General features: G+C 43.2%; 43 protein-coding genes. All 43 read right to left on the bottom strand.

The window, feature by feature from the left end:
* Nucleotides 1–10 precede the first annotated feature (10 nt).
* The 43 genes from E0485_RS24905 to E0485_RS24695 all read right to left on the bottom strand — a co-directional run bounded on the left by E0485_RS24905 (nt 11) and on the right by E0485_RS24695 (nt 25,939).
* Nucleotides 11–706 carry a phosphoadenylyl-sulfate reductase gene (locus E0485_RS24905; RefSeq protein WP_132420794.1) on the bottom strand — a complete coding sequence of 232 codons (696 nt, stop codon included), beginning with the start codon at nt 704–706 and terminating at the stop codon, nt 11–13.
* A gap of 441 nt (nt 707–1,147) precedes the next feature.
* Nucleotides 1,148–1,540, bottom strand: a complete 393-nt coding sequence (gene rpsI / locus E0485_RS24900; RefSeq protein ID WP_132420792.1) for a 30S ribosomal protein S9 — start codon at nt 1,538–1,540, stop codon at nt 1,148–1,150.
* 20 nt (nt 1,541–1,560) lie between these two features.
* Entirely contained in the window at nt 1,561–2,004 is a 444-nt protein-coding gene (rplM, locus tag E0485_RS24895; protein WP_132420790.1) for a 50S ribosomal protein L13, read from the bottom strand.
* Between the two features lie 228 nt (nt 2,005–2,232).
* Nucleotides 2,233–3,651, bottom strand: a complete 1,419-nt coding sequence (locus E0485_RS24890) for an NAD-dependent malic enzyme (protein WP_132420818.1) — start codon at nt 3,649–3,651, stop codon at nt 2,233–2,235.
* A 106-nt stretch (nt 3,652–3,757) separates the two neighbouring features.
* Nucleotides 3,758–5,035, bottom strand: coding sequence for a TRAP transporter large permease (locus E0485_RS24885; protein WP_165921295.1), 1,278 nt, complete (start codon nt 5,033–5,035; stop codon nt 3,758–3,760).
* Entirely contained in the window at nt 5,032–5,562 is a 531-nt protein-coding gene (locus tag E0485_RS24880; protein WP_165921294.1) for a TRAP transporter small permease, read from the bottom strand. Before E0485_RS24880 ends, E0485_RS24885 begins: the two co-directional genes overlap by 4 nt.
* 81 nt (nt 5,563–5,643) lie before the next feature.
* Nucleotides 5,644–6,423 (bottom strand): carbon-nitrogen family hydrolase, encoded by a 780-nt coding sequence (locus tag E0485_RS24875; RefSeq protein ID WP_132420784.1) that lies wholly within the window; start codon nt 6,421–6,423, stop codon nt 5,644–5,646.
* Nucleotides 6,424–6,443: 20 nt separating this feature from the next.
* The gene (locus E0485_RS24870; protein ID WP_132420782.1) at nt 6,444–6,896 is read right to left on the bottom strand and encodes a PNPOx family protein; all 453 of its coding nucleotides are present in this window, start codon (nt 6,894–6,896) and stop codon (nt 6,444–6,446) included.
* Between the two features lie 120 nt (nt 6,897–7,016).
* On the bottom strand, nt 7,017–7,811 hold the full coding sequence (gene truA, locus E0485_RS24865) for a tRNA pseudouridine(38-40) synthase TruA (RefSeq protein WP_132420780.1): 795 nt from the start codon (nt 7,809–7,811) through the stop codon (nt 7,017–7,019).
* 80 nt (nt 7,812–7,891) lie between these two features.
* Nucleotides 7,892–8,263: a 50S ribosomal protein L17 gene (rplQ, locus tag E0485_RS24860; RefSeq protein WP_132420778.1), complete on the bottom strand. Its 372-nt coding sequence runs from the start codon at nt 8,261–8,263 to the stop codon at nt 7,892–7,894.
* Between the two features lie 82 nt (nt 8,264–8,345).
* Complete coding sequence (locus tag E0485_RS24855) at nt 8,346–9,290, bottom strand: DNA-directed RNA polymerase subunit alpha (protein ID WP_132420776.1); 945 nt, start codon at nt 9,288–9,290, stop codon at nt 8,346–8,348.
* Between the two features lie 197 nt (nt 9,291–9,487).
* Nucleotides 9,488–9,883, bottom strand: coding sequence for a 30S ribosomal protein S11 (rpsK, locus tag E0485_RS24850; protein ID WP_132420774.1), 396 nt, complete (start codon nt 9,881–9,883; stop codon nt 9,488–9,490).
* An 18-nt stretch (nt 9,884–9,901) separates the two neighbouring features.
* Complete coding sequence (gene rpsM, locus E0485_RS24845; protein ID WP_132420772.1) at nt 9,902–10,270, bottom strand: 30S ribosomal protein S13; 369 nt, start codon at nt 10,268–10,270, stop codon at nt 9,902–9,904.
* 12 nt (nt 10,271–10,282) lie between these two features.
* Entirely contained in the window at nt 10,283–10,396 is a 114-nt protein-coding gene (gene rpmJ, locus E0485_RS24840) for a 50S ribosomal protein L36 (protein WP_003333770.1), read from the bottom strand.
* 30 nt (nt 10,397–10,426) lie between these two features.
* Nucleotides 10,427–10,645, bottom strand: coding sequence for a translation initiation factor IF-1 (gene infA, locus E0485_RS24835; protein WP_009676800.1), 219 nt, complete (start codon nt 10,643–10,645; stop codon nt 10,427–10,429).
* Between the two features lie 2 nt (nt 10,646–10,647).
* Nucleotides 10,648–10,956, bottom strand: a complete 309-nt coding sequence (locus tag E0485_RS24830; protein ID WP_132420770.1) for a KOW domain-containing RNA-binding protein — start codon at nt 10,954–10,956, stop codon at nt 10,648–10,650.
* A gap of 24 nt (nt 10,957–10,980) precedes the next feature.
* Entirely contained in the window at nt 10,981–11,733 is a 753-nt protein-coding gene (map, locus tag E0485_RS24825; protein ID WP_132420768.1) for a type I methionyl aminopeptidase, read from the bottom strand.
* A gap of 3 nt (nt 11,734–11,736) precedes the next feature.
* Nucleotides 11,737–12,384, bottom strand: a complete 648-nt coding sequence (locus tag E0485_RS24820) for an adenylate kinase (protein ID WP_132420766.1) — start codon at nt 12,382–12,384, stop codon at nt 11,737–11,739.
* 85 nt (nt 12,385–12,469) lie between these two features.
* Nucleotides 12,470–13,792 carry a preprotein translocase subunit SecY gene (secY, locus tag E0485_RS24815; protein ID WP_132420764.1) on the bottom strand — a complete coding sequence of 441 codons (1,323 nt, stop codon included), beginning with the start codon at nt 13,790–13,792 and terminating at the stop codon, nt 12,470–12,472.
* Nucleotides 13,792–14,232, bottom strand: a complete 441-nt coding sequence (gene rplO, locus E0485_RS24810; protein WP_132420762.1) for a 50S ribosomal protein L15 — start codon at nt 14,230–14,232, stop codon at nt 13,792–13,794. The genes secY and rplO overlap by 1 nt, the downstream gene beginning before the upstream one ends.
* Before the next feature lie 32 nt (nt 14,233–14,264).
* Complete coding sequence (gene rpmD / locus E0485_RS24805; protein WP_132420760.1) at nt 14,265–14,453, bottom strand: 50S ribosomal protein L30; 189 nt, start codon at nt 14,451–14,453, stop codon at nt 14,265–14,267.
* Nucleotides 14,454–14,465: 12 nt separating this feature from the next.
* Complete coding sequence (gene rpsE / locus E0485_RS24800) at nt 14,466–14,963, bottom strand: 30S ribosomal protein S5 (protein ID WP_132420758.1); 498 nt, start codon at nt 14,961–14,963, stop codon at nt 14,466–14,468.
* 28 nt (nt 14,964–14,991) lie between these two features.
* Entirely contained in the window at nt 14,992–15,360 is a 369-nt protein-coding gene (rplR, locus tag E0485_RS24795) for a 50S ribosomal protein L18 (RefSeq protein WP_132420756.1), read from the bottom strand.
* 77 nt (nt 15,361–15,437) lie between these two features.
* Complete coding sequence (gene rplF / locus E0485_RS24790) at nt 15,438–15,980, bottom strand: 50S ribosomal protein L6 (RefSeq protein WP_132420754.1); 543 nt, start codon at nt 15,978–15,980, stop codon at nt 15,438–15,440.
* A 32-nt stretch (nt 15,981–16,012) separates the two neighbouring features.
* Nucleotides 16,013–16,411, bottom strand: coding sequence for a 30S ribosomal protein S8 (gene rpsH, locus E0485_RS24785; protein ID WP_132420752.1), 399 nt, complete (start codon nt 16,409–16,411; stop codon nt 16,013–16,015).
* 32 nt (nt 16,412–16,443) lie between these two features.
* The gene (locus E0485_RS24780) at nt 16,444–16,629 is read right to left on the bottom strand and encodes a type Z 30S ribosomal protein S14 (RefSeq protein ID WP_132420750.1); all 186 of its coding nucleotides are present in this window, start codon (nt 16,627–16,629) and stop codon (nt 16,444–16,446) included.
* 20 nt (nt 16,630–16,649) lie between these two features.
* On the bottom strand, nt 16,650–17,192 hold the full coding sequence (rplE, locus tag E0485_RS24775; protein ID WP_132420748.1) for a 50S ribosomal protein L5: 543 nt from the start codon (nt 17,190–17,192) through the stop codon (nt 16,650–16,652).
* A 28-nt stretch (nt 17,193–17,220) separates the two neighbouring features.
* On the bottom strand, nt 17,221–17,577 hold the full coding sequence (gene rplX / locus E0485_RS24770; protein WP_132420746.1) for a 50S ribosomal protein L24: 357 nt from the start codon (nt 17,575–17,577) through the stop codon (nt 17,221–17,223).
* Between the two features lie 43 nt (nt 17,578–17,620).
* Complete coding sequence (gene rplN / locus E0485_RS24765; RefSeq protein ID WP_132420744.1) at nt 17,621–17,989, bottom strand: 50S ribosomal protein L14; 369 nt, start codon at nt 17,987–17,989, stop codon at nt 17,621–17,623.
* Between the two features lie 34 nt (nt 17,990–18,023).
* Complete coding sequence (rpsQ, locus tag E0485_RS24760) at nt 18,024–18,290, bottom strand: 30S ribosomal protein S17 (RefSeq protein WP_132420742.1); 267 nt, start codon at nt 18,288–18,290, stop codon at nt 18,024–18,026.
* 28 nt (nt 18,291–18,318) lie between these two features.
* Nucleotides 18,319–18,516, bottom strand: a complete 198-nt coding sequence (rpmC, locus tag E0485_RS24755) for a 50S ribosomal protein L29 (protein ID WP_132420740.1) — start codon at nt 18,514–18,516, stop codon at nt 18,319–18,321.
* Nucleotides 18,506–18,940 carry a 50S ribosomal protein L16 gene (rplP, locus tag E0485_RS24750; RefSeq protein WP_132420738.1) on the bottom strand — a complete coding sequence of 145 codons (435 nt, stop codon included), beginning with the start codon at nt 18,938–18,940 and terminating at the stop codon, nt 18,506–18,508. Before rplP ends, rpmC begins: the two co-directional genes overlap by 11 nt.
* Before the next feature lie 2 nt (nt 18,941–18,942).
* On the bottom strand, nt 18,943–19,605 hold the full coding sequence (gene rpsC / locus E0485_RS24745; RefSeq protein ID WP_132420736.1) for a 30S ribosomal protein S3: 663 nt from the start codon (nt 19,603–19,605) through the stop codon (nt 18,943–18,945).
* 13 nt (nt 19,606–19,618) lie between these two features.
* The gene (gene rplV / locus E0485_RS24740; protein ID WP_132420734.1) at nt 19,619–19,951 is read right to left on the bottom strand and encodes a 50S ribosomal protein L22; all 333 of its coding nucleotides are present in this window, start codon (nt 19,949–19,951) and stop codon (nt 19,619–19,621) included.
* A 32-nt stretch (nt 19,952–19,983) separates the two neighbouring features.
* The gene (gene rpsS, locus E0485_RS24735; protein WP_132420732.1) at nt 19,984–20,262 is read right to left on the bottom strand and encodes a 30S ribosomal protein S19; all 279 of its coding nucleotides are present in this window, start codon (nt 20,260–20,262) and stop codon (nt 19,984–19,986) included.
* Between the two features lie 36 nt (nt 20,263–20,298).
* Nucleotides 20,299–21,129 carry a 50S ribosomal protein L2 gene (gene rplB / locus E0485_RS24730; RefSeq protein WP_132420730.1) on the bottom strand — a complete coding sequence of 277 codons (831 nt, stop codon included), beginning with the start codon at nt 21,127–21,129 and terminating at the stop codon, nt 20,299–20,301.
* 43 nt (nt 21,130–21,172) lie between these two features.
* A complete protein-coding gene (gene rplW, locus E0485_RS24725; RefSeq protein ID WP_132420728.1) occupies nt 21,173–21,469 on the bottom strand; it encodes a 50S ribosomal protein L23 in 297 nt (98 codons plus the stop codon).
* Nucleotides 21,466–22,092, bottom strand: a complete 627-nt coding sequence (gene rplD, locus E0485_RS24720; protein ID WP_132420726.1) for a 50S ribosomal protein L4 — start codon at nt 22,090–22,092, stop codon at nt 21,466–21,468. Before rplD ends, rplW begins: the two co-directional genes overlap by 4 nt.
* A 16-nt stretch (nt 22,093–22,108) precedes the next feature.
* Entirely contained in the window at nt 22,109–22,735 is a 627-nt protein-coding gene (gene rplC / locus E0485_RS24715; protein ID WP_132420724.1) for a 50S ribosomal protein L3, read from the bottom strand.
* A 43-nt stretch (nt 22,736–22,778) separates the two neighbouring features.
* The gene (gene rpsJ, locus E0485_RS24710) at nt 22,779–23,087 is read right to left on the bottom strand and encodes a 30S ribosomal protein S10 (RefSeq protein WP_132420722.1); all 309 of its coding nucleotides are present in this window, start codon (nt 23,085–23,087) and stop codon (nt 22,779–22,781) included.
* Nucleotides 23,088–23,444: 357 nt separating this feature from the next.
* Entirely contained in the window at nt 23,445–23,894 is a 450-nt protein-coding gene (locus tag E0485_RS24705; RefSeq protein WP_132420720.1) for a hypothetical protein, read from the bottom strand.
* Nucleotides 23,895–23,909: 15 nt separating this feature from the next.
* Entirely contained in the window at nt 23,910–24,914 is a 1,005-nt protein-coding gene (locus tag E0485_RS24700) for an ABC transporter ATP-binding protein (protein WP_132420718.1), read from the bottom strand.
* Nucleotides 24,911–25,939: an ABC transporter ATP-binding protein gene (locus E0485_RS24695; protein ID WP_132420716.1), complete on the bottom strand. Its 1,029-nt coding sequence runs from the start codon at nt 25,937–25,939 to the stop codon at nt 24,911–24,913. Before E0485_RS24695 ends, E0485_RS24700 begins: the two co-directional genes overlap by 4 nt.
* Between the last annotated feature and the right edge of the window lies 1 nt (nt 25,940).

The following is a 25,940-nucleotide window of genomic DNA, read 5'->3' as shown; positions in this document are numbered from 1 at the left end:
TTGTAATGCTTTATTTTCGATGAAGACCACACTCGGTTTTTTCAAATCCTGACCATCTGCCTGCACGTGCATCTTCACCTGCCGCAACCTGACGCGTACAATGCATGCAGCCAATACTCGGGTAACCCTGGTCATGCAAGGCATTATATGGAATATGATGTGAATGGATATACGCCCACACATCCTCGTTCGTCCAATCCGCAAGGGGATTAAGCTTCCACAGACCAAATATGGCATCCCATTCTATTTTCTTCGCATGCGCACGGGTAGGCGATTGTTCGCGCCTTATACCAGTAATCCATGCATCAAATCCTAGCAAATGATTCGTTAAAGGCTTCACTTTGCGTTCGCGACAACAAGCATTCGGGTCCCACTTCCAAAGTTCTTCTCCGAATTTTTCGGCTTGCTCTTCGAGCGTAAGCTCAGGCAGCACCTGTACAAATTCATTCCCATAATGCGCTGACAAGCGATCTCTTGTCTCATATGTCTCAGCAAAATGCACATTTGTATCCAAATAGAAAATCTCCGTCTTCGGTGAAATGGTCTGCAGCATGTCCACAAGCACCACATCCTCGGCACCAAAAGAACATGCCAGCGTTAGTCTAGGATACTGTTCAAGTGCAAACTTAATCACGGTTTCGGCTGTTTCTTGCTCCAATCTAATCGCTAGCTCCTGCAGCGACAGAACATCAACCAATCGTTTCACTTTCGTAACCCCCTTCTACATTAAGCCTCTCTCCTTATACAATGCATAAAGAGGCCGATATGTGACATCAGCCTACTGGCGAATTAATTGTTTAAAACTCCCTATTTTGCTATTATTCTATGAAAAATTAAGCAGAATATCTTTTGAAAATATGTTAAACTGTAAATATCTTAATATCGAGGGGTGTAGGACATCATGGGTAGTGGAGACAGATCGATTTTTAAGGAATGGTATTTCTGGCTAATCGTAGCCGCAATGCTGGTCATTAGCTTAGCCGCAAGATTACATTTTATCTAAGATGATTCCAATTCTATAAATCGTACTTCGTACAAGCCCAAAGAAGAGCCTAGGACACATCCTACGACTCTTTATTTTTATATATACAACAAAAAAAGCCCCGAACCAAGGTTCGAGGCCATTGTTTGTGTTGTACCAAACAAATTAACGTTTGGAGAATTGTGGAGCGCGACGAGCTGCTTTAAGACCGTATTTCTTACGTTCCTTCATACGAGGGTCACGAGTTAAGAAACCAGCTTTCTTAAGGGAGCCGCGAAGCTCAGGATCTACTTTAAGAAGTGCACGGGAGATACCGTGACGGATAGCTCCTGCTTGTCCGGAAGTACCACCACCATGAGCGTTTACGAGTACATCGTAACGACCCAATGTATCAGTCAATGAAAGCGGCTGTTTTACGATCAGCTTTAATGTTTCAAGACCAAAGTATTCGTTGATATCACGTTTATTAATAACGATTCGTCCTTCGCCCGGTACAAGACGTACACGTGCTACTGAATGCTTACGACGACCCGTTCCATAGTATTGAACTTGTGCCACGTTAATGTCCTCCTTTTATTTTATCCGCGAAGTTCGTAAACTTCTGGTTTTTGTGCTGCGTGTGGATGCTCAGAACCAGCATACACTTTCAGCTTCATTTTCATGCTGTTACCCAAACGAGTTTTTGGAAGCATGCCATGAATCGCAAGCTCGATCATACGCTCTGGGTTTTTCTTCAGCATTTCACCAGCTGGAGTCACTTTAAGACCACCTGGATGCATGGAGTGACGGTAGTACATTTTATCAGTAAGTTTCTTACCTGTTAATTCGATTTTGGAAGCGTTAATTACGATTACGAAATCTCCTGTATCTACATGTGGTGTAAATTCAGGCTTATGTTTACCGCGGATGATACTTGCTGCTTCAGATGCCAAACGACCAAGCGTTTTGCCTTCTGCATCGATGATGTACCATTTGCGCTCAACTTCATTGGCCTTAGCCATATATGTGGTGCTAGTACGCATGCTTGTTCCTCCTAAAAAATTATATCTCGTTCATTCATAGTCATTTAAGTTACATTTACTGTCAGTTGGTTCTTTCATTAATCTTCGGGGCCGTGGGTTAGCCGATTAAGAAACACCGTTAATCATTATAACCCAGTTCTATTTAAAATTCAAGTCTATTGGAGTAAAAAAATACAGCATCTTCATCCTTTATATGTAAGAATTTTGAATGCTGTATTTCCTATTTATTTAACGGAATTCTCTTGGTATACGACGAGCTACATTCGTATCAATTGCTGCTTGAATAACAGCCTTACGCATCAAAGGAACAACTTTATCGTTGAAAATACTAGGAATGATATATTGTTCATTAAGCTCATCATCACTAACTACGGATGCAATCGCCCAAGATGCGGCAAGCTTCATTTCTTCATTAATAACAGAAGCTCGGCATTCAAGCGCTCCGCGGAAAATACCTGGGAAGCATAGAACATTATTGATTTGGTTAGGGAAATCACTGCGTCCAGTTGCCATTACACGCACATATGGCTCTGCCAATTCAGGGTCAATCTCAGGTTCTGGATTTGCCATCGCAAATACGATGGGATCTTTAGCCATTGTCTTCAAATCTTCTACCTTCAGAACACCTTGACGGGATACACCAATAAATACGTCTGCACCAGGAATAACATCGGATAAAGTACCTTCGGCACATTCCTCATTCGTATTCTGAGATACCCAAGTCCACATCGGATTATCGTATTGCTGCTTACGGCATAATGCACCCATATGATCGACAGCGACTAAATTGCGAACGCCTGCAGCAAGAAGCATTTTTACAATCGATACACCTGCGGCGCCAATACCTGTAACCACGACACGAACCTGATCCATCGACTTATTGACGACTTTAATCGCATTGATTAATCCAGCTAATACTACAACGGCTGTACCGTGCTGATCATCATGAAAAACTGGAATATCAAGTTCTTCATTCAATCTACGTTCAATCTCAAAGCATCGAGGTGAAGAAATATCTTCTAAGTTAATCCCACCAAAAGTTGGGGATAATTGTTTAATTGTTCTAATAATTTCTTCCGTATCTTTGGTTGCCAGACAGATCGGGAATGCATCTACTCCTGCTAGCTGCTTGAACAACATTGCCTTTCCTTCCATAACTGGCATAGCGGCTTCTGGACCAATATCGCCTAAACCTAGAACCGCCGTTCCATCCGATATAACCGCAACCGTATTCCGCTTGATCGTTAAGGAATAAGCTCTTGATGGATTCTCATGAATGGCCATACATACTTTAGCAACGCCTGGTGTGTAAACCTTGGAGAGATCATCACGGTTCTTGATCTTTGTTCTGGGTTGTACCTCGATTTTGCCTCCCAAGTGAACGAGAAAGGTAGGGTCAGATACGTTAATTAATTTAATGCCGTTTAGTTTTTTGATTACCTGAATAATTCCGCTTTCCGTTACATTCCCAAGCAAATTAACCGTTATATCACGTGTTGTCGATACTTTATCCGCATGGATTAAGTCAACCGCCATAATATCTCCGCCTGCTTGTCCTATAGCTCCTGCTAATTCAGCGAATGAACCTGATTGTGTATCCAGCTCCAAACGCATAATGATCGTTGTACTTGCAGCCAATTCTATCATCCCCTTTAGTAATCCATCATCGTAGTCAGCGAACATGTAAGCGATTACGCCCACTCCATGATCTATTATATAGTTCCTACTATTCAGATAACAAGAGATTTTATCTTTACTTTAAACCTAATACATTTGGTAGAAAGGCTGTTACCCAAGGTAAATAGGTAATGATTAATAGAATGCCAAAAGATAGAATCAAGAACGGAATAAGCTTAAACGTTAACCGTTCAATGGATAAACCTGTCCTTCTGGAAGCAATGAATAGTACAGATCCCACGGGAGGAAACATGAGGCTCATTGTTAAATTAATAACAATAATAATGCCCAAATGTACGGGATCAACCCCGTACTGTACAGCAATCGGAGTCAAGATTGGAGTTAAGACGATAATACCTCCTATGCCTTTCAAGAAAATGCCGGTGATTAACAGCAGTACATTCAGCAGCAATAAGAAGACAAATGTATTGTCTGCGATGCTTAAGAAGAAGTCAGTTACCTTCTTAGGGATGTTATTCATTTGTAGTGCCCAATTAAACATATTGGCTGTTGCGAACATGAATGATACTACTGAGGTTGAAATGACTGTTCTGATGAGTATATCGGGAATATCCTTAACTCGTATCTCTTTATAAAAAAATCTGCCTATCAAACTAGCCAACAAAACAGCAACTGCAGCAGATTCTGTCACCCTCAATGCGCCTGATGTAATCCCTACAATCACAAGCAGTGGTACCACAAGTGCTGGAAGAATACTAAACAGACTGTGTACTGCATCTCTCAGAGGGGTTCGGTTTGTTCTAGGAAGATTCTTCTTCTTCGCATACAAATAAATTAGGATTCCAAATCCTATGGCAAAAATAACCCCAGGCAGAATGCCTGCCAGAAACAGCTGACTAACAGACACGCCTGCTATTACGCCAAATATCAATAGAGATAGGCTTGGTGGTATCAGCGGTCCAATAATAAAGGAGCTAGTCGTTAGAACCGCACTAAATTCTTTGGAATAACCCTGCTTCTGCATTTCAGGAACAATGATTCGACTCACAATCGCAGTCTGAGCATTGGCAGTAACGACAATCGAAGCTAAAAACATATTTGCAGAAAGGTTAACATAGGCTAATCCTCCACGCAGTCCGCCAAAAATAACATATGCAAAATGAATCAATCGACTCGTTATTCCACCGCGATTCATAATTTCTCCTAAAAGGACAAACAAAGGAATAGCCACGAAACCAAAGTTTTGCATCTCATTAAACATCATGGTCGGTAGAGTCTCGAAGCTGTTAAAGTTACCCGTTGTCAACACGTAGATTAGGGTGACTAAGCCGAGTACGAATGCAATTGGCACGCCTAGCATACAAAGGATCATAAAACTTATAATCAGGATCAACAGACTTGACCCCCCCTCTTCACAGAAATCCATTGCTGTAAATAAATAGCGATACGATGCACTGTAAAGAATGCAATAGAGAGCATAGAGAAAGGTATAATGGTATAGAACATCCAGACCTTAACGAAAAATAAAGAAGTGACCGTATTCATTAAGCTAGGAGAAGTTATCCATATAAATGAGAAATAGCTCATGACTGCTGCAAATACGAATATGCTGATTTGAACAAATACAGATACAATCATTTGGGGTGTAGGGCGTAGTCGATCAAATAGATAAGGAACTACCCTTATGTCCGACCGTTTAACTGCCAAGCTCGCGCCAATGAACGTAATCCAGCAGAACAAGTACATAGACAGCTCATTCGACCAAGCAATAGGTGAATGCAGCACATATTTGTACAACACACTAATTAGTATATTAAGTGGCAAAGCTACGCCAACGATAATGCCCGTCCAAACTAAAATTGTTTCAATAAAACCTGTTACTAATGCAAGGATACTACGTCTCCTCTGCCTACCATTCACGTGCGGTACACCTACTTTGTAGGAATTTCTTCGGTATAGACAAGAAATGCTGCGATTCCAACCTAGAGCTTGGTTCTTTCATCATGGCAGGTTAAGTACTCTGTGTTTAAGCTGTGGAAATTCATCGCGGATGCGTGAAATTTCTGATATATCGATTTGCCCTTGTACAATCGTCTCATGCTCGCCACCTGAAGCAAGTACAACGCCCCAAGGATCTACAATTTGACTGTGGCCGCCCATTAAGGTACCTTTGGTCGTACCGACACAATTGCTAGATATTAAGAAACACTGATTCTCAAGAGCTCGTGCCTGATTGAATAAATTCCAATGGGCTAATCTCCGATGTGGCCAAGCAGATGTAACGAGTAACAGCTCAGCTCCACGATCCACTAATCCCCTAAATAATTCAGGAAACCGCAAATCATAACAGGTTGCAAGACCGACTTTACCGAATGAAGTATCTTCCACCACTAATTCATTACCTGCTGTTAATAGCTTCCCTTCTTCTGAACCATAGCGGAATAAGTGAATTTTACGATAATTAGCAATAAGCTTACCTTCTGGATCAAATAGAACACTCGTATTGTAGAAATTGTCGCCATCCTTCTCTACAAAGCTACCAGCAAACAAATATGCCCCGAGTTGTTTCGCCTTCGCTGAAAATCGCTGCACGTAAGGCCCATCAATTGCTTCTGCCTCTTCTGTATATCGGTCAAAGGAAAAATATCCTGTAGCCCAAATTTCTGGAAGAATGATGAAATCAGTGCCTGCGAGTTTATCCAGTGTGTGTTCTATTCTATCGATCCGTTGCTGCTTCGTTTCGTGATCTTTAATTTCCACTTGAACTGATGCGATCTTCATTTATCTCATCCCCCCGTGATTTATCTGCTTAATACCGCTTGCTTAGCTTCTTCATCCAACTTAACGACAAGCTCAGGCTTATAAGTTTTGATAAATTCAGGATTCGTTGTTACCTTACCGCCGTAGAACATAATATCCCGGATCTGATCAATTTGTACTTCTACAATGGTCAGTTTTAACGTTGTATCTTCCGTCTCCTTCACTACAACATTAGCCGTACCCACAACCGAATATACACTTTCTAGTGCGATAAAGTTCATGACTAACTTAGGGTCTTCTTCAATAATGGTAATAAAATCAGATTTGGAATCAATCGCGAAGCGGATTTTGGTCGCATCCTCTGCGTAGACCCATGATAATGCCGTTGAATAAATGGTGTTGCTCGGTTTATGGACAACATTCAGCAATACAATGGCCTGCCCTTGTAAAACTGACATCATTTCTGGTGTTAATTCAGTGAGTACTTTGCTCATGATTCTATAGTCACTCCTATTCCATTGCAGTTACGCTATTCATGATACATTGTGCAGAATATTCTGGTCAATGGCAATCTCAATAATAAAAAAAGAGATCTCAAGCGATCTCTTAACGCATCAGTATTCGACTCTCCACAGCATAAGTCCATGTGGCTCTGCAGTTGGCCCTGCCATTTCACGATCTTTCGCAGCTAGAATTACTGGAATATCATGACTTGAGAATTTGTCTTCCCCTACCCTTATCAATGTTCCTGCTATTATTCTAACCATATTGTAAAGAAAACCGTTAGCTGTAACATAAATTCGGATAACTTGTCCTGTATAGTCTTGTTCGTTCATGACATTGTAAGATACTTGCGAACTATCCGCCAAAATACCATCCACTTCAATCCAAGCTTCATACAACGTACGAACATGACTCGGTTTCGTTGATCTAACAGAACAGAACGAAGTAAAATCATGCTCCCCAATAAAATGAGCCAGCGCTGTCTTCATCGCCTCAACGTCCAGTCGCGTCGGATGATGCATCTGGTAACGATAGTGAAATACATCCTGCAGTCTTCCTGTACGAATCGTATAACAATACGTTTTACGTTTAGCCCATTTCCAGGACTGAAACTCCAAGGGGACTTCCTCCACTGACAAAGTTGCAATATCTTTGGGCAGCCAGGAGTTTAGTGCGACACACCAACGATTAAGAGGAATTCTTGATTCTGTTATAAAATTAATGACTTGTCCGCGTGCATGTACCCCGGCATCGGTTCGGCCAGAACCAGCAATCTTCACCTGTTCCCCGGTCAGTTTCGCAATGGCTTCTTCGATCTTGTCTTGTATGGTATTCCCTTCAGGCTGAGTTTGAAAGCCCGAATACTTCGTACCATCATAGGTAACGATAAATCGAAGGTTCCGCATGCTCCATCTCCTCCTCAAAAAGTGCAAACAAAAAAAGGGCTTCAGCAGAATACGAAGATTCTGCCCACCCTTTCCCATAACTAAGCGCGATCAACTAGCTCCAAGTAAACCATTGGTGCTGAATCACCACGACGAGGTCCAATTTTAAGAATACGTGTGTATCCACCTTGGCGCTCGGAGTAGCGTGATGCTAACTCAGTGAATAGTTTTTGGATTGCGTCTTGATCTGCGCCTTCCAAAGTCTCGCGACGAACAAATGCAGCGACTTGACGACGAGCGTGAAGATCTCCGCGCTTTGCAAGCGTGATTAGCTTCTCAGCGATAGAGCGAACTTCTTTAGCCTTAGCTTCAGTCGTTTGAATGCGTTCGTATAAAAACAGATCCGTTACCATGTCACGAAATAAAGCTTTACGTGCACTGGAATCACGGCCTAATTTTTGATATAAAGCCATGTCGTATAACCTCCTTAAAGTATAGTCCTGGCGCAAGCTAGCTCAGGTTAAAAACATAACCTATTGCTTATAAGTTTACGCCTTAGTCCTCTGTGCGTAGCCCAAGACCAAGCTCTTCGAGCTTCTCTTGAACTTCTTCAAGAGATTTGCGGCCTAGATTTCGCACTTTCATCATATCCTCTTCGGTTTTGGTGATGAGCTCTTGTACGGTATTAATACCAGCACGCTTCAAACAGTTGTAAGAACGTACAGATAGATCAAGTTCTTCGATAGTCATCTCTAGAACTTTCTCTTTCTTATCTTCTTCTTTCTCAACCATGATCTCAGCGTCTTTCGCCTCATCCGTTAAGCCAACAAACAGCATTAAGTGTTCCGTAAGAATCTTCGCACCTAAGCTGACAGCTTCCTCAGGACGAATACTGCCATCAGTCCAAATTTCGAGGGTCAATTTATCATAGTTAGTCACTTGACCAACACGAGTATTTTCCACACTATAATTCACACGGGTGATCGGGGTGTAGACAGAATCAATCGGAATCATGCCAATTAGCTGTTCTTCCCGCTTGTTCTTGTCAGATGATACATATCCACGACCTCTGTTAGCATGAATACGCATATGAAGACGCGCATCTGATGCTAATGTAGCAATATGCAAATCTGGATTAAGGATTTCCACATCGCTATCGCCGCGAATATCACCTGCAGTGACAACACCTTCGCCCTCTGCATCGATTTCTAGAATCTTCTCTTCATCGGAGTGAATTTTCAACGATAAACCTTTGAGATTGAGGATGATTTCTGTTACATCTTCTTTCACGCCTGGAATCGTCGAGAACTCGTGAAGCACACCGTTGATTTGAACCGAAGAAACTGCAGCACCCGGTAATGAAGACAGTAGGATACGACGTAGTGAGTTACCTAAAGTTGTTCCATATCCCCGTTCAAGCGGCTCAACAACAAACTTGCCGTACGAACCATCCTCACTTAACGATACGGTTTCTATTTTTGGTTTTTCGATTTCAATCATCTCATGAACCCTCCTTCAAAACGTCGTTTCCATGGAATTAACATAAAACGAGTAGTATGCCTATCCATCACAATCATTATTCACGAGCTTATGGATATTTATACCACAGTTAGAACCCTAAGGAAACGAATTAATCGACTTTTCATGTTGACGACTCCGTTTCCTAAGGAGAATCAGAACCTCTGATCCACTAATAACTACACACGACGGCGTTTTGGAGGGCGGCATCCGTTATGTGGAATCGGAGTCACGTCTTTAATTAAGTTTACTTCAAGACCAGCAGCTTGAAGTGAACGAATTGCAGCTTCACGACCAGCGCCTGGGCCTTTTACCATTACTTCTACAACTTTCATGCCGTGTTCCATCGCTGCTTTAGCTGCAGATTCTGCTGCCATTTGAGCTGCGAAAGGAGTGCTCTTACGGGAACCTTTGAAACCAAGTCCACCGGAGCTAGCCCATGAAATTGCATTCCCTTGCGGATCCGTAATCGTAACGATTGTATTGTTAAAAGTAGAACGGATATGTGCTACTCCAGTTTCAATATTTTTACGGTCGCGACGTTTTGTACGAACGACTTTTTTAGGCTTTGCCATGTGCTCTAACCTCCTTTATTATTTCTTCTTGTTAGCTACTGTACGACGAGGACCTTTACGCGTACGCGCGTTTGTCTTCGTACGTTGTCCACGAACAGGCAATCCACGACGGTGACGAACACCGCGGTAGCAGCCGATTTCAACTAGACGCTTGATGTTAAGAGAGATCTCACGACGAAGATCACCTTCTACCTTCAAGTTCTTGTCGATTGCTTCGCGAATTTTACTCACTTCGTCTTCTGTAAGATCACGAACGCGAGTTTGACGATCGATACCAGTCATAGCAACGATCTTCTGTGCAGTTGTTGTACCAATACCAAAAATATACGTGAGCGCAATTTCAACGCGCTTATCACGAGGTAAGTCTACGCCAGCTATACGAGCCATCCGAGCACCTCCTTATCCTTGTTTTTGTTTGTGTTTTGGATTTTCGCAAATTACCATTACGTTTCCTTTGCGACGAATGACTTTGCATTTTTCGCAAATTGGTTTGACCGAGGGTCTTACCTTCATCTTGAATCCCTCCTAAATATTGCTTTCCATTTATTTAAATCGGTAGGTGATTCGGCCGCGCGTTAAGTCGTAAGGAGACAATTCCACCGTTACCTTGTCACCTGGCAAAATCCGAATGAAATGCATTCTGATCTTCCCTGAAACATGCGCTAATATTTTATGACCGTTCTCCAGTTCCACTTTAAACATCGCATTGGGAAGAGGTTCGATTACGGTGCCTTCAACTTCAATTACATCTTCTTTAGCCACAGTCATTCTCCTTTCTCATGTGCGTCAATTGCATTCTCTGCCGAAAACTGTTTCAGCGCAAGTCGCAATTTACCGTTCGTTACACGTCCTGTTTCCTTTAAGCTGGATACAACCTCTTCGGATGCGTCCCCCATCAACTGCAGATGAAGCAGATTTTTCTTCTTGGGAAAATCGAACTTTCGTTTGTGCCCATCAGCGATAAGTACATAACGATCATTCACTATACCGATCAACACGGTATATTTCCCATGATGTCTGCCGCTTAGAACTTTCGCAATCTGACCCACTCGGGGCGATTTGTCCTTACTCACATGATCACCTACGTTCTCGCTTGATTACTCTGGCAGCTTCGTGAAAATCTCGTAACCGTCAGGTGTAATCGCAATCGTATGTTCAAAATGAGCACATAAGGAACCATCTTGAGTGACGACTGTCCAATTGTCCTGCAAGGTCTTCACATAGCGTCGACCTACATTCACCATGGGTTCAATCGCAAGCACCATGCCTGATTTCAGGCGCGGTCCTTTATCAGGAAGTCCGTAATTCGGAATTTGCGGTTCTTCATGTAGTTCAGTGCCGATGCCATGACCTACATATTCGCGAACAATCGAAAATCCAGCTTCTTCAGCACAAGTTTGGATCGCATGAGAGATCGTGTACAACCTTGCATCCGGCTTTGCTTCAGCAAGTCCGACATACAAAGACCTCTCAGTCACTTCGAGGAGCCTCTTCGCTGTGTCAGATATTTCTCCGACACCGTAGGTCCATGCGGAGTCACCGTGATACCCTTTAAATTGCGCTCCAATATCAATGGAAATAATGTCGCCTTCCTTCAGCTTTTTCGGGCCGGGAATGCCGTGAACGAGCTCTTCGTTGACAGAAGCACAGATAGAGCCAGAAAAACCGTTATAGCCTTTAAAAGAAGGTGTTGCTCCCTGACTACGAATATAGTCTTCTGCTATTTGATCAAGTTCCTTGGTTGTGATATTCGGCTTGATCGCTTGTGACAATAACCGATGGGTTTCTGCTACAATTCGACCAGCTTCTCTCATCAACGCTAACTCAGCTTCGGACTTACATATGATCATCAGCTAACCTCTCTCAAGTAGCGAGCAGATCTCAGAAGTTACCACGTCAATGTCCTGCTCACCGTTTACTTCGCGCAACAAGCCTTTATCTTGATAGTATACCAAAAGTGGCTTTGTTTTGCTCACGTATTCGTCAAGCCGTGTACCAACCTTCTCTTCTGTATCATCAGAGCGTTGATACAATTCACCATCGCATTTATCGCATACGCCTTCCTGCTTTGGCGGATTAAACATGACATGATAAGTTGCACCGCATGATTTACATATACGACGACCCGTCAGTCTTGCTAGTAGACGATCACGATCAACATTCAAGTTAATGACATGATCTAGTTTCTTACCAAGTTGCTCTAAGATCCCGTCTAGTGCATCCGCCTGAGCGATTGTACGTGGGAATCCATCAAGCAAGAATCCCTTCTCGCAGTCTGGCTGCTGAAGTCGTTCTCTAACGATGCCGTTCGTAATTTCATCCGGTACTAATAAGCCTTTATCTACATATCCTTTTGCTTCAATCCCTAAGGAAGTTCCTTGGCTCATAGCAAGTCGAAAGGCATCTCCTGTAGAGATATGAGGGATATGAAATGTGTTTACGATTCTTTCCGCCTGCGTGCCCTTACCGGCACCTGGAGGACCCATAAATATTACGTTCATCCCGCCACACTCCTATCAGGTGCTGCAACGAACAGCACAATAGGTGCCGATGTCGCCAAAAATTGCATCCATCAGAACCTATTCGCTATTTATTGATAAAACCTTTGTAATGACGTTTCATCAGTTGACCTTCAACAGTCTTCATCGTATCAAGCGCCACACCAATCAAGATTAGAATGGATGTACCACCGATCGTTACTGAACTTGGAAGTCCAGCAAGATGACCAAAGATCATCGGTAGAACGGAGATAAAGGCAAGGAAGAAAGCTCCTGACAAAGTAATTCTTGTCATTACGCGAGTCAAGTACGATTGAGTCGGTTTACCTGGGCGAATGCCCGGGATGTATCCGCCATTCTTCTTCATTTGATCGGCCATTTGCTCTGGGTTGATTTGAACGAACGTATAGAAATACGTGAATCCAATAATCATCAGAATATAGAACACGATCGCAAGTGGTGCTGCTGTTTGCAAATTGAAGTTGTCCATAATCCATCTTGCAAATCCACCTTCACCTGCAGGCTTCGCAAAGAACGATGCTATGATCGTTGGGAAGGACAGAAGTGAAACTGCAAAGATAACCGGAATAACCCCAGCAGCGTTAACCTTCATCGGAATATGTGTCGATTGTCCACCGTACATTTTACGTCCAACAACACGCTTAGCGTATTGTACCGGAATCTTGCGAATCCCTTGCTGAACGAAAATAACGAATACGATAATCGCGATAGTCACGATGACGATCAACAAGCCTTTGATGATGTTCAAGAACAGCGCATCGCCAGCGTCGAAGAATAATTGAGTTGCAATTTGCTTAATCCCTTTCGGAATACCAGCTACGATACCAGCAAAGATAATAATCGAAATACCATTACCGATACCATGTTCCGTAATTTGCTCGCCTAACCACATTAAGAATGAGGTACCAGCTGTAAGAACTAGTGCAATTAACAAGTAGGTTGTGAAACCAGGGTTAATTACTAACTGTCCACTAGACAAGTTATGGAATCCAATTGCATAACCCCACGCTTGAACCATACCAAGAACGACTGTTCCATAACGAGTGATTTGGCTCAACTTCTTCTTACCAACTTCACCTTCCTTCGCCCATTGTGCAAATTTCGGGATTACATCCATCGAAAGGAGCTGCACAATGATTGAAGCGGTAATGTATGGCATAATCCCCATCGCAAAGATGGAGAATTGGAACAAAGCGCCCCCAGAGAAAGTGTTCAGCAGACCAAATATTTCATTGGTTGCCGTCGCATCGTTTGCTTTGAGCGCTTCTGTGTTAATGTTCGGAACTGGAATATAAGCACCAATCCGATACACGATAAATACCAGAAAGGTGAAAATTATTCTCTTGCGCAAATCCATTACTTTAAAAATATTGGATAGGGTACGAAACATTAGATCACCTCGGATTGACCGCCGGCAGTTTTAATTTTCTCTACCGCAGATTGGGAAAACTTATTCGCTTTAACTGTAAGGTTTACAGTAAGTTCACCGTTTCCTAGAATCTTGATGCCGTCTTTAGGTGACTTCACTACGCCAGTCTCCATAAGAAGCGCTGGAGTTACTTCTGTACCTGCTGCGAATTGATTCAACTCAGTAAGATTCACAATAGCGAACTCTTTACGAGTTGGGTTTGTAAATCCGCGCTTCGGAATACGACGATACAATGGGTTTTGTCCGCCTTCAAATCCTGGACGAACGCCACCACCGGAACGCGAATTTTGACCTTTGTGACCGCGAGTAGACGTTTTACCCATTCCGCTACCGATACCGCGACCAACGCGCTTACGGGAATGACGACTTCCTTCTGCAGAACTCAGCTCATGTAATTTCATCGTTGCACCTCCTCTAAGCTTAGATTATTTATTTATGCTTCGATTTCTTTAACTTCAACTAGGTGGCTGACTTGATTCACCATACCACGAATAGCAGGATTATCTTGATGAACAACCGTTTGGTGCAGCTTGCGAAGACCAAGTGTGTTCACAGTCACCCTTTGTCCTTGTGGACGACCGATTAAACTACGCTTAAGGGTAATTTGTAATTGTTTAGCCATCGTTACTTCCCCCTAACCTAGTAGTTCTTCAACGGTTTTGCCGCGAAGTTTCGCAACTTCATCAGCTTTCTTCAGACGGGATAGCCCTTCTAAAGTCGCATTAACCATATTGATAGAGTTTGAAGAACCCAATGATTTTGTCAAAATGTCACCTACACCAGCAAGCTCAAGCACTGCACGAACAGGGCCACCAGCGATAACTCCTGTACCTTTGGATGCAGGTTTTAGCATTACGCGGCCAGCACCGAAGTGACCGTTTACTAAGTGAGGAATGGTTGTTCCTACGATAGGGACGTGGATCAAGTTTTTCTTAGCATCATCGATTCCTTTGCGGATTGCATCAGGAACTTCTGAAGCTTTACCGATCCCTGCGCCAACCCAACCATTGCCATCGCCAACAACAACAAGAGCACTAAAGCTAAAACGGCGTCCGCCTTTGACAACTTTCGCTACGCGATTAATATGAACAACCTTTTCAGTCAGCTCTAAAGTATTTGGATCAACTCGCAAGTCGTATACCTCCTTTATTGTACTGTTCCTAGAATTCAAGACCTGCTTCACGCGCAGCATCAGCTAGCGCTTGAACACGGCCATGGTATAAATATCCGCTACGGTCAAAAACAACTTTCACTACGCCAGTTGCTTTTGCACGATTTGCGATCAACTCGCCGATTGTACGAGCTGCTTCAACGTTACCGCCGTTGCCAATTTTCTCAGCCACTTCTTTATCTAAAGTGGAGGCAGCAGCAAGTGTAACGCCATTCGTATCATCAATGATTTGAGCGTACATATGTTTAGATGAACGGTAGATGTTCAATCTTGGACGAGCGGACGTTCCTTCGATTTTCTTGCGAACACGAAGATGTCTTTTCAAACGAGCTTTATTCTTATCGCCTTTTGTAATCATGAATTGCACTCCTTTCATCTTTGCTAAGAGGATTTTGCCCCTTTAGATGATCATGGGCTAACTAGATTTAGCTAGCCTTATTTCTTCTTACCAGCTTTACCTTCTTTACGAAGGATGCGTTCGCCTTCATACTTGATACCTTTACCTTTATATGGCTCAGGTTCGCGTACGGAACGAACTTTAGCAGCGATAGCGCCAACGCGCTCTTTATCGATCCCTTTAACGATGATCTTCGTGTTCACAGGAACTTCGAATTCAATACCGTTCTCAGGTGTAAACTCAACTGGGTGAGAATAACCTACGTTAAGAACTAGTTTGTCACCAGTCTTATTCGCACGGTATCCGACACCTACAAGCTCAAGTGTCTTGGAATACCCTTCGGAAACACCGTTTACCATGTTGGAGATGACACTGCGTGTCGTACCATGTAGGGAACGGTGCAATTTATTTTCAGACGGACGTTCAACAGAAACCACGTTCTCTTCAACGCTAATTTTCATATCTTTATGGAAATCACGGGATAAAGTTCCTTTCGGACCTTTCACCGTAACCAGTGTATTGTCGATTGTAACAGTCACACCGTTAGGGATTGCGATTGGTTTGCGACCAATACGTGACATGTATTTGCACCTCCATTCAATTGCACTTTATATTACCAAACGTAAGCGATAACCTCTCCGCCTGCTTTGGAGAAACGAGCTTCTTTATCAGTCATTACCCCTTTAGAAGTAGAGATAATGGCGATTCCAAGGCCGCCTAGCACGCGAGGAATTTCCTGGCTCTTCGCATAAACACGAAGACCTGGCTTCGAGATTCTCTTTAGACCTGTAATTACGCGCTCATTATTTTGGCCGTATTTCAAGAATAAACGGATAATCCCTTGTTTGTTGTCCTCCACAAACTCTGCATCACGAATGAAGCCTTCCTTTTTCAAGATCTCAGCGATTTCTCTCTTGATCTTTGAAGCTGGGATTTCAACAGTTTCATGACGAACAATATTCGCATTACGAATGCGAGTAAGCATGTCTGCAATTGGATCTGACATAACCATTTGTGTAAACCTCCTTCCCGAAAATCAATGAATTACCAGCTTGCTTTTCTAACACCTGGTATTTGGCCTTTATACGCTAATTCGCGGAAACAAATTCTGCAAATTTTAAACTTACGAAGTACGGAGTGCGGGCGACCGCAGCGTTCGCAGCGGGTGTAAGCCTGCACTTGGAACTTCGGTGGACGTTGTTGCTTGATTTTCATCGAAGTTTTTGCCACTGAAAATTACACCTCTTTCATTATTTAACGAACGGCATTCCTAATTGCGTTAGCAATTCGCGTGATTCTTCGTCGGATTTAGCAGTAGTAACGATAACGATATCCATACCGCGTACTTTATCCACTTGATCATACTCAATCTCTGGGAAAATTAGTTGTTCTTTAAGACCTAGCGTGTAGTTACCACGACCATCAAACGCTTTGGATGATACACCGTGGAAGTCACGTACACGTGGAAGAGCAACGTTAAACAATTTGTCGAGGAAATAGTACATACGATCTCCACGCAATGTTACTTTCGCACCAATTGGCATGTTCTCACGAAGTTTGAAACCCGCGATGGATTTCTTCGCTCTAGTGATTACTGGCTTTTGACCAGCGATTTTTTGCAGATCCGTCACAGCACTATCAAGTACTTTGGAATTGGAAACTGCTTCGCCGACACCCATGTTGATAACAACTTTCTCGATTTTCGGCACTTGCATTACAGTCGTATAGTTGAACTTCTGCATAAGAGCAGGAGTGATTTCGTTAAGGTAACGCTCTTTCATTCTTGCTGCCATGTGTTAAGGCCCTCCTTTCTTTTGGAGATTATTTATCGATTACTTCACCGGATTTTTTCGCTACGCGAACTTTTTCACCGTTCTCAAGCACTTTATAACCAACACGGGTAGGCTTGCCGCTTTTTGGATCGATCAGCATCACGTTAGATACATGGATCGCAGCTTCCTGGTTCAAAATTCCGCCTTGCGGATTTTGCTGGGATGGTTTCGCATGTTTCTTAACCATGTTAATTCCTTCAACCAGTACACGGTTTTGACGAGGGTAAGCTGCAAGAACGCGGCCTTTTTTACCTTTGTCTTTTCCAGTGATCACGATAACTGTATCTTCCTTTTTCACATGAAGCTTATTGTTATGAGATTCTAGTCTCTTTTTCAATCTTGGCATTTTCTACACCTCCTGAACGCTTTCCTAAGTGGAAAAGCCCTAATTAGATAACCTCTGGAGCTAGAGATACGATCTTCATGAAGTCTTTATCGCGAAGTTCGCGAGCGACAGGTCCGAAAATACGTGTACCACGTGGGCTCTTATCTTCTTTAACAATTACTGCTGCGTTTTCGTCAAATGCGATGTAGGAACCGTCTTTACGACGAGTTGAGTTCTTCGTACGTACGATAACTGCTTTAACTACATCACCTTTCTTGACAACGCCCCCTGGTGTTGCTTCTTTCACGGAGCAGACAATTAGATCGCCGATGTAACCAGCCTTACGACCAGTACCACCTAAAACTTTAATGCACATAAGTTTCTTCGCACCTGAATTGTCAGCAACACTTAAACGAGTAAAAGGTTGAATCATTGTATTCCCTCCTCCCTACATTTCACAGTTCATACTAGATGATAACTGCTTTTTCAACAACTTCTGTCAGTCTCCAACGCTTATCTTTAGAGAGTGGACGAGTTTCCATGATTCTTACAACGTCGCCAACTTTAGCTTCGTTATTCTCATCATGAGCTTTGAACTTCTTCGTATATTTGATTCTCTTATGGTAGAGATCATGTTTTTTGTAAGTCTCAACAGCTACAACGATGGTTTTATCCATTTTGTCGCTGACGACTTTTCCGATCTGAACTTTACGTTCATTGCGCTGTTCAGCCATTTGCGAATCCTCCTATTCTAACGATTCATTAACTAATGCCAAGTTCTCTTTCACGCAAAATAGTCTTCGCACGTGCGATTTCTTTGCGCAGTTCACGAATTTGAACTGGGTTGTCCAGTTGACCAGTAGCTAGTTGAAAACGGAGGTTAAAGAGTTCTTCTTTGAATCCGTTGATTTTGTGCTCGATTTCAGTAGTGGTAAGGTTACGGAATTCACTAGCCTTCATTTGCTTCACCACCCACTTCTTCCTTCTTCACGAACTTGCACTTGATTGGCAACTTGTGCATTGCCAAGCGCATAGCTTCGCGAGCTACTTCTTCACTTACACCAGCAAGTTCAAACATTACTTTACCTGGTTTTACTACGCTAACCCACTTCTCAACGTTACCTTTACCGCTACCCATACGAACTTCAAGCGGCTTCTGTGTAACTGGCTTGGAAGGGAAAATTTTGATCCATACTTTACCGCCACGTTTCATGTAACGAGTCATCGCAATACGGGCTGCTTCGATTTGACGGTTTGTAACCCAAGCTGGTTCAAGAGCTTGCAAACCATATTCGCCAAAGTGTACTTCAGTACCGCCTTTTGCACGGCCAGCCATGCTGCCACGATGCTCTTTACGGTGTTTTACGCGTTTAGGCACCAACATGATTAGTTGCCTCCTTCCGATTGAACTTTCTTCTTAGCAGTCGGAAGAACCTCTCCACGGTAGATCCATACTTTTACGCCTAGACGGCCATAAGTTGTATGTGCTTCAGCAGTACCGTAATCAATATCTGCACGAAGTGTGTGAAGTGGAACCGTTCCTTCGCTATAGCCTTCTGAACGAGCGATTTCCGCTCCGCCTAGACGACCGCTAGTTGCTACTTTAATACCTTTTGCGCCAGAACGCATAGTTCTTTGCATAGCTTGTTTCATTGCACGACGGAATGAAACACGACGCTCTAATTGTTGTGCGATAGCTTCAGCAACCAAGATTGCATCAAGCTCTGGGTTTTTAATTTCTGCAATGTTAATATGAACTTTTTTGTTTGTCATATTAGCAAGGTATCCACGGATAACTTCTACTTCCGCTCCACCTTTACCGATAACCATACCAGGCTTCGCAGTGTGGATTGTTACATTCACACGAGTAGCCGCGCGTTCGATATCGATGTGGGATACTGCGGAATCTTTTAGTTTGTTTTTCAAGTACTCACGAATCTTAACGTCTTCGATTAGAAGCTTTCCGAAATCTTTGTCAGCATACCACTTAGATTCCCAATCGCGAATAATCCCTATTCTAAGACCAACCGGGTTTACTTTTTGACCCACACTTTATCCCTCCTTATTTCTCAGATACCACTACTGTAATGTGGCTAGTACGTTTATTGATACGACTTGCACGTCCCATAGCGCGAGCGCGGAAACGTTTCAGAGTCGGTCCTTGATTTACGTAAATTTCGCTAATCACTAGCTTGTTAGGGTCTAGTGAATAGTTGTGCTCTGCGTTAGCAATAGCGGAGTTCACAAGCTTCTCAACAATTAGAGAAGCTGATTTTGGCGTGTGACGCAAGATTGCAATCGCATCGCCAACCGCTTTTCCTCTTACCAAGTCAACAACCAGCTGAGCTTTACGAGGAGCGATCCGAACAAAATTTGCATGAGCTTTTGCTTGCATGAATAGTACCTCCTCTCAGACAGTATTGCTAATTAGCGCTTGCCTGTTTTCTTATCGTCATCGTGACCTTTGTACGTACGAGTTGGTGCGAATTCACCTAGTTTGTGTCCTACCATATCCTCAGTAACGTATACAGGCACGTGCTTTCTTCCATCGTAAACGGCGAATGTATGGCCGACGAATTGTGGGAAAATCGTAGAACGACGAGACCAAGTCTTGATTACCGTTTTCTTTGTAGCAGAATCAACTGCTTCCACTTTCTTAAGCAAGTAACCGTCAATGAATGGCCCCTTTTTTAAGCTGCGTCCCATTGATGCTCCTCCCTTCTCTTAATCAGAATTCGTTCCTTATTTCGTGCGACGACGTACGATGTACTTGTCGGAAGCTTTACCTTTTTTACGAGTTTTGAATCCAAGTGTCGGTTTACCCCATGGTGACATAGGAGACTTACGACCGATTGGAGCGCGGCCTTCACCACCACCGTGTGGGTGATCGTTCGGGTTCATTACTACCCCGCGGACTTCAGGTCGTTTGCCAAGCCAGCGATTACGTCCAGCTTTACCGATTTTGATCAATTCGTGATCTCCGTTACCTACAGCACCAACTGTAGCACGGCAAACTTTAAGCACTTTACGAACTTCGCCAGATGAAAGACGAACTGTTACGTAACGCTCTTCTTTACCAAGCAATTGAGCTTCAGTACCTGCGGAACGAACCATTTGTCCACCGTGGCCAGGCTTAAGTTCAATGTTGTGGATAACTGTACCAACTGGAATGTTCTCTAGTGGCAATGAGTTACCGATTTTGATATCAGCACCTACACCAGATTGGATCATATCGCCTACTTTAAGACCTTTAGGCGCTAGGATATATCTTTTCTCACCATCCGCATAATGAATCAATGCGATGTTAGCAGTACGGTTCGGATCGTACTCGATTGTAGCAACGCGACCTGGTATTCCATCTTTGTTGCGCTTGAAATCGATGATACGGTACTTACGCTTGTGACCGCCACCTTGGTGACGAGTAGTAATTTTACCTTGGTTATTACGTCCTGCATTTTTGCTCAATGGAGCTAGCAAGGACTTCTCCGGAGTGGACGTCGTGATTTCTTCAAAAGTTGAAACAGACATTCCACGTCTAGCCGGTGACGTTGGTTTATACTTTTTAATTGGCACCTTGATTCCCTCCTTACTTAACTAGTAAACCTGCTAAGAGGTTCTATACTTGAGACGATTCAAAAATTTCGAGGTCTTTGCTTTCTGCTGTTAATGTCACAATTGCTTTCTTCCATTCGGAAGTGTAGCCATTGAATCTGCCATAACGCTTCGGTTTAGCAGGCATTCTAAGTGTATTAACTGCAGCAACTTTCACGCCGAAAATTTGCTCGATCGCTTGCTTAATCGCGGTTTTGTTTGCTTTCATTTCAACTTCGAAAACATACTTCTTCTCCGCCATCAAATCGCTTGTGCGTTCAGTGATGATCGGGCGCTTGATGAGATCGCGTGGATTTGTCATTGAGCAAGCACCTCCTCTACTTTCTGCACTGCATCTTTCGTAATGATTAGCTTGTCATACAACATAACGTCACGAACGTTAATTCCGTCAGCAGCGACGAATTTCACACCAGGAATGTTACGAGTAGACAATGCTACGTTCTCATTGTAGTCAGCAGCAACAACAAGTGCTTTGCGTTCTACTTTAAGATTGTTAAGAATTGCTGCGAATTCTTTTGTTTTAGCTGCAGCCATTTCCAATTGATCAAGTACGATAATTTCGTTATCAAGAACCTTGGATGATAGAGCTGATTTAATAGCTAAACGACGAACTTTCTTCGGTAGTTTGTAAGCGTAGCTACGAGGTGTAGGTCCGAATACAATACCGCCGCCCTTCCATTGTGGAGAACGGATGCTACCTTGGCGAGCACGTCCAGTTCCTTTTTGTTTCCACGGCTTACGACCGCCGCCACGCACTTCAGAACGACCTTTCGCTTTGTGCGTACCTTGACGTTCTGATGCTTGCTGCATCAATACCGCTTCGTGTAAAACGTGAATGTGTGGTTCGATTCCGAAAACAACTTCTGACAATTCAACCTCGCCAACTTGTTTACCGGAAACGTTATATAAAGCTACCTTTGGCATTTAAAATCCTCCTTTCTTACTTTTTTACTGCGGATTTAACAGTTACATAGCAGTTCTTTGGTCCAGGAATAGATCCTTTAACCATGATAACGTTACGTTCTGTATCCACTTTAATTACTTCTAGGTTTTGAAGAGTTACAGTTTCGTTACCCATATGTCCAGGTAATTTCTTACCTTTCATTACGCGGTTAGCTGCAATCGAACCCATCGAACCTGGTCCTCTGTGGTAACGGGAACCGTGTGCCATTGGACCTGTGGATTGATTGTGGCGTTTGATAACACCTTGGAAACCTTTACCTTTGGAAGTACCTGTTACGTCAACGTATTCGCCTGTTGCGAATAGATCCGCTTTTAACTCCTGGCCAACTTCATATGCACCAAGATCAATACCGCGGAACTCTTTTACGTAGCGCTTAGGTGTTGATCCAGCCTTCTTCGCATGTCCGATTTCTGGCTTAATCGCATTTTTTTCTTTCTTATCTTCAAAACCGACCTGGATGGATTCGTAACCATCGTTGTCCGCGTCTTTCTTTTGAAGAACCACGCAAGGACCTGCTTGAATCACAGTTACTGGAATTACCAGACCTTCTGGTGTAAACACTTGAGTCATACCAAGTTTTTTACCTAAGATACCTTTTGTCATCGTTGACACCTCTTTTCCTTTTAGCCTAAAACTTTATTATCAATTACAACTTGATTTCAATGTCCACGCCGGACGGTAAGTCTAATCTCATTAACGCATCTACAGTTTGTGGAGTAGGGTTCACAATGTCGATTAGACGCTTGTGTGTACGCATCTCAAACTGTTCACGAGAATCCTTGTACTTATGCACCGCACGAAGAATTGTCACCACTTGCTTCTCTGTAGGAAGCGGAATAGGACCAGAAACCCCTGCACCAGAACGCTTAGCAGTTTCTACAATCTTCTCAGCTGATTGATCGATTACACGGTGATCATAAGCCTTTAAACGGATACGGATTTTTTGCTTTGCCATATAATTCCCTCCTTCTATCGCCCAATTTCGTATCGGACATACTCCGCGAAAATCCCCTGACAACCTATCCCATGGCAAAGGGCCCGGGTGTATCAGCAACCTCCCGCATCATCGCAACGTCACAGAACAACTTCACCATTATATACAATAAAAACGCCTAATGCAAGTATAATTTTCGTGTTCATGAAGAAATGACTTCATCGTCTTTAAAGGCGATGCATTTCTTTAGGTATTACTTAGAATTTATGACACGAAAGTTATAAATTCTATAATACTCAAGAAAAAACCGCCTGCAGTGATTAAATCATCAGCAGAGCGGTCAAATTAAGAGTTTAACACGTATTTATTAGCCTACAATTAATTGTTTAAACCACGGATTGATAAATTTACCGTTTGTGTTTCTTCATTAGAATCTACAACCTCTAGAACCCAGTTCTTTGCAAGTCTGCTCGTTAGCAGTTCAACATTCGGCTTCGATAGTTTAAGGCCGCTAAGACGACCCTCAGAAGGTGTGAAATCGACTCCGCGCTTAATATTAAATGTAAACTCTAAGAAAAGCTGTAATCCGTTAAATGTATTAAATGTAATTTGATAACCATCACGAATAGCTTGTTCAAGTTGCTCTCCATGTTCCGCTGCATACGTAACAAAATCCTCATAGCTGTAATGTTCCGCTTCCGCTACTTTAAGTGCCGAAACATCGTCAGTTGCTACGCAGTTAAGCAGTACCTCATCTGTAACGCCAGCTCGTCTAGCACGCTCTAACATGATAGCAGTGTTTTGCGACAATCTTACATTATTGCTCATTCTGAATCTCTCCCCTTAGTTCTGATCATTAAGATGACAAGCTGAATAATGTCCTGGCGCTATTTCTTTAAGCTCCGGCTCTACCTCTCCACATTGCTTCGTTGCAAATGGACATCTGGATCTGAATTTACAGCCCGCCATATTCTCAAGCGGACTAGGCAGATCTCCCTGTAACAATTGATGGTTAGTTGTAATTGCCTTTGGATCAGGAACAGGAATTGCAGATAATAACGCTTGCGTATAAGGATGTGCCGGTCTGCGGTACAATTCATCGCTTGTCGCTACTTCTACTAATTTACCAAGGTACATAACGCCGATTCGGTCTGATATATGCTTTACCATCGATAAATCATGCGCAATAAATAAATAGGTTAGTCCAAATTCCCCTTGCAGATCCTCCAGCATATTAACGACCTGAGCTTGTACGGATACGTCAAGAGCTGAAATCGGCTCATCGCACATCACAAACTCTGGATTGGCAGCGATTGAGCGTGCAATACTAATCCGCTGACGCTGACCACCGCTGAACTCATGCGGATAACGATCAGCATGCTCTGCTTTAAGCCCAACCTTATTCAATAAATCCAGTACAACTTCACGGCGTTCTGCTCGACCTAACTTGGTATGAATCTCCATCGGCTCACTAATGAGCTGAAGAACATTCATCCCTGGATTTAATGAAGAGTATGGATCTTGAAAAATAGCCTGCATCTGCTTACGGTACGGATGAAGCTGCTTCTCATTCATTGCGGCTATATTCTTACCATCATAAAGGATCTCTCCTGATGTCACATCGTATAGGCGTATGATACAGCGACCGAGAGTAGACTTACCGCAGCCTGACTCCCCAACAAGTCCGAATGTCTCACCGCGATGAATTTGAAAACTAACATCATCAACCGCTTTAAGAACTTTGGTGGGACGACCTAAAAGGGAAGTTTCCACCGTAAAATGCTTTTTAAGATTGCGAGCTTCGACTAATATGTCCTGCTTTGAATTTGAAGATTGTTCCTTACTCATTGGCCCGCCTCCTCTCTGGTAAGAGAAGCATCAAGCGCCTGGGCTTCTCCAGCCTTTACTCGCTCATCCAGAAGCCAGCACATGGAACGATGACCTTCACCTACATGATAATAGGGCGGCCTGTGATTACACAAGTCCATTGCTTCCGGACAACGGTCCTTGAATGGACAGCCAGTCGGCGGCTGCAGCATATTAGGCGGAGTCCCTTCAATAGGAACGAGTCTTTCTTTAACCTCCGCATCATACTGAGGCAGAGAATTCATCAATCCGCGAGTATAAGGATGCTGCGGCGATTCGAATATATCGACCACTGCTCCTTCCTCCATAATAAGACCACCATACATAACGATAACTCGTGTACACACTTGCGCAACTACACCCAGATCATGAGTAATGAGCAAAATCGATGTACCTGTCGTATCACGCAATTGCTTCATTAACGTCAAGATTTGCGCTTGAATCGTAACGTCCAAGGCAGTGGTTGGCTCGTCGGCAATAAGCAGTTTAGGGTTACAGGACAACGCCATTGCGATCATTACACGCTGGCGCATACCGCCGCTGAATTCATGTGGGTACTGGTCAATTCGTTTCTCTGGAGAAGGAATACCGACTTGTCTCAACATGTCAATAGCTCTTTGGCGAGCTTCCGACTTGCTTAACTTCTCATGTCTCTGAATTACTTCAATTAGCTGCTTTCCAATACGCAGAACTGGATTAAGTGAAGTCATCGGATCTTGGAAGATCATTGCAATTTGATTTCCCCTGATGCTTCTCAATTGTTCTGGTGACATTTCTAATATACTTTCACCATTCAGACGAACCTCACCATCGATAATTCGACCTGGAGGCTGGATTAAACCCATAATCGATTTGGCAGTGATACTTTTACCGCTGCCCGACTCTCCCACAATACCGACCATTTCACCTTCGCTAATGGTGAAGCTGACGCCCCGTACGGACTGGACTTCGCCACTGCGCGTAAAGAATGACGTTTTTAAGTTATGAACCGTCAATAGCTCTGTCATA

The sequence above is a fragment of the Paenibacillus albiflavus genome (genome assembly GCF_004344915.1).
GTDB lineage: Bacteria > Bacillota > Bacilli > Paenibacillales > NBRC-103111 > Paenibacillus_AM > Paenibacillus_AM albiflavus.
This window is presented reverse-complemented; position numbering and strand designations above follow the sequence as displayed.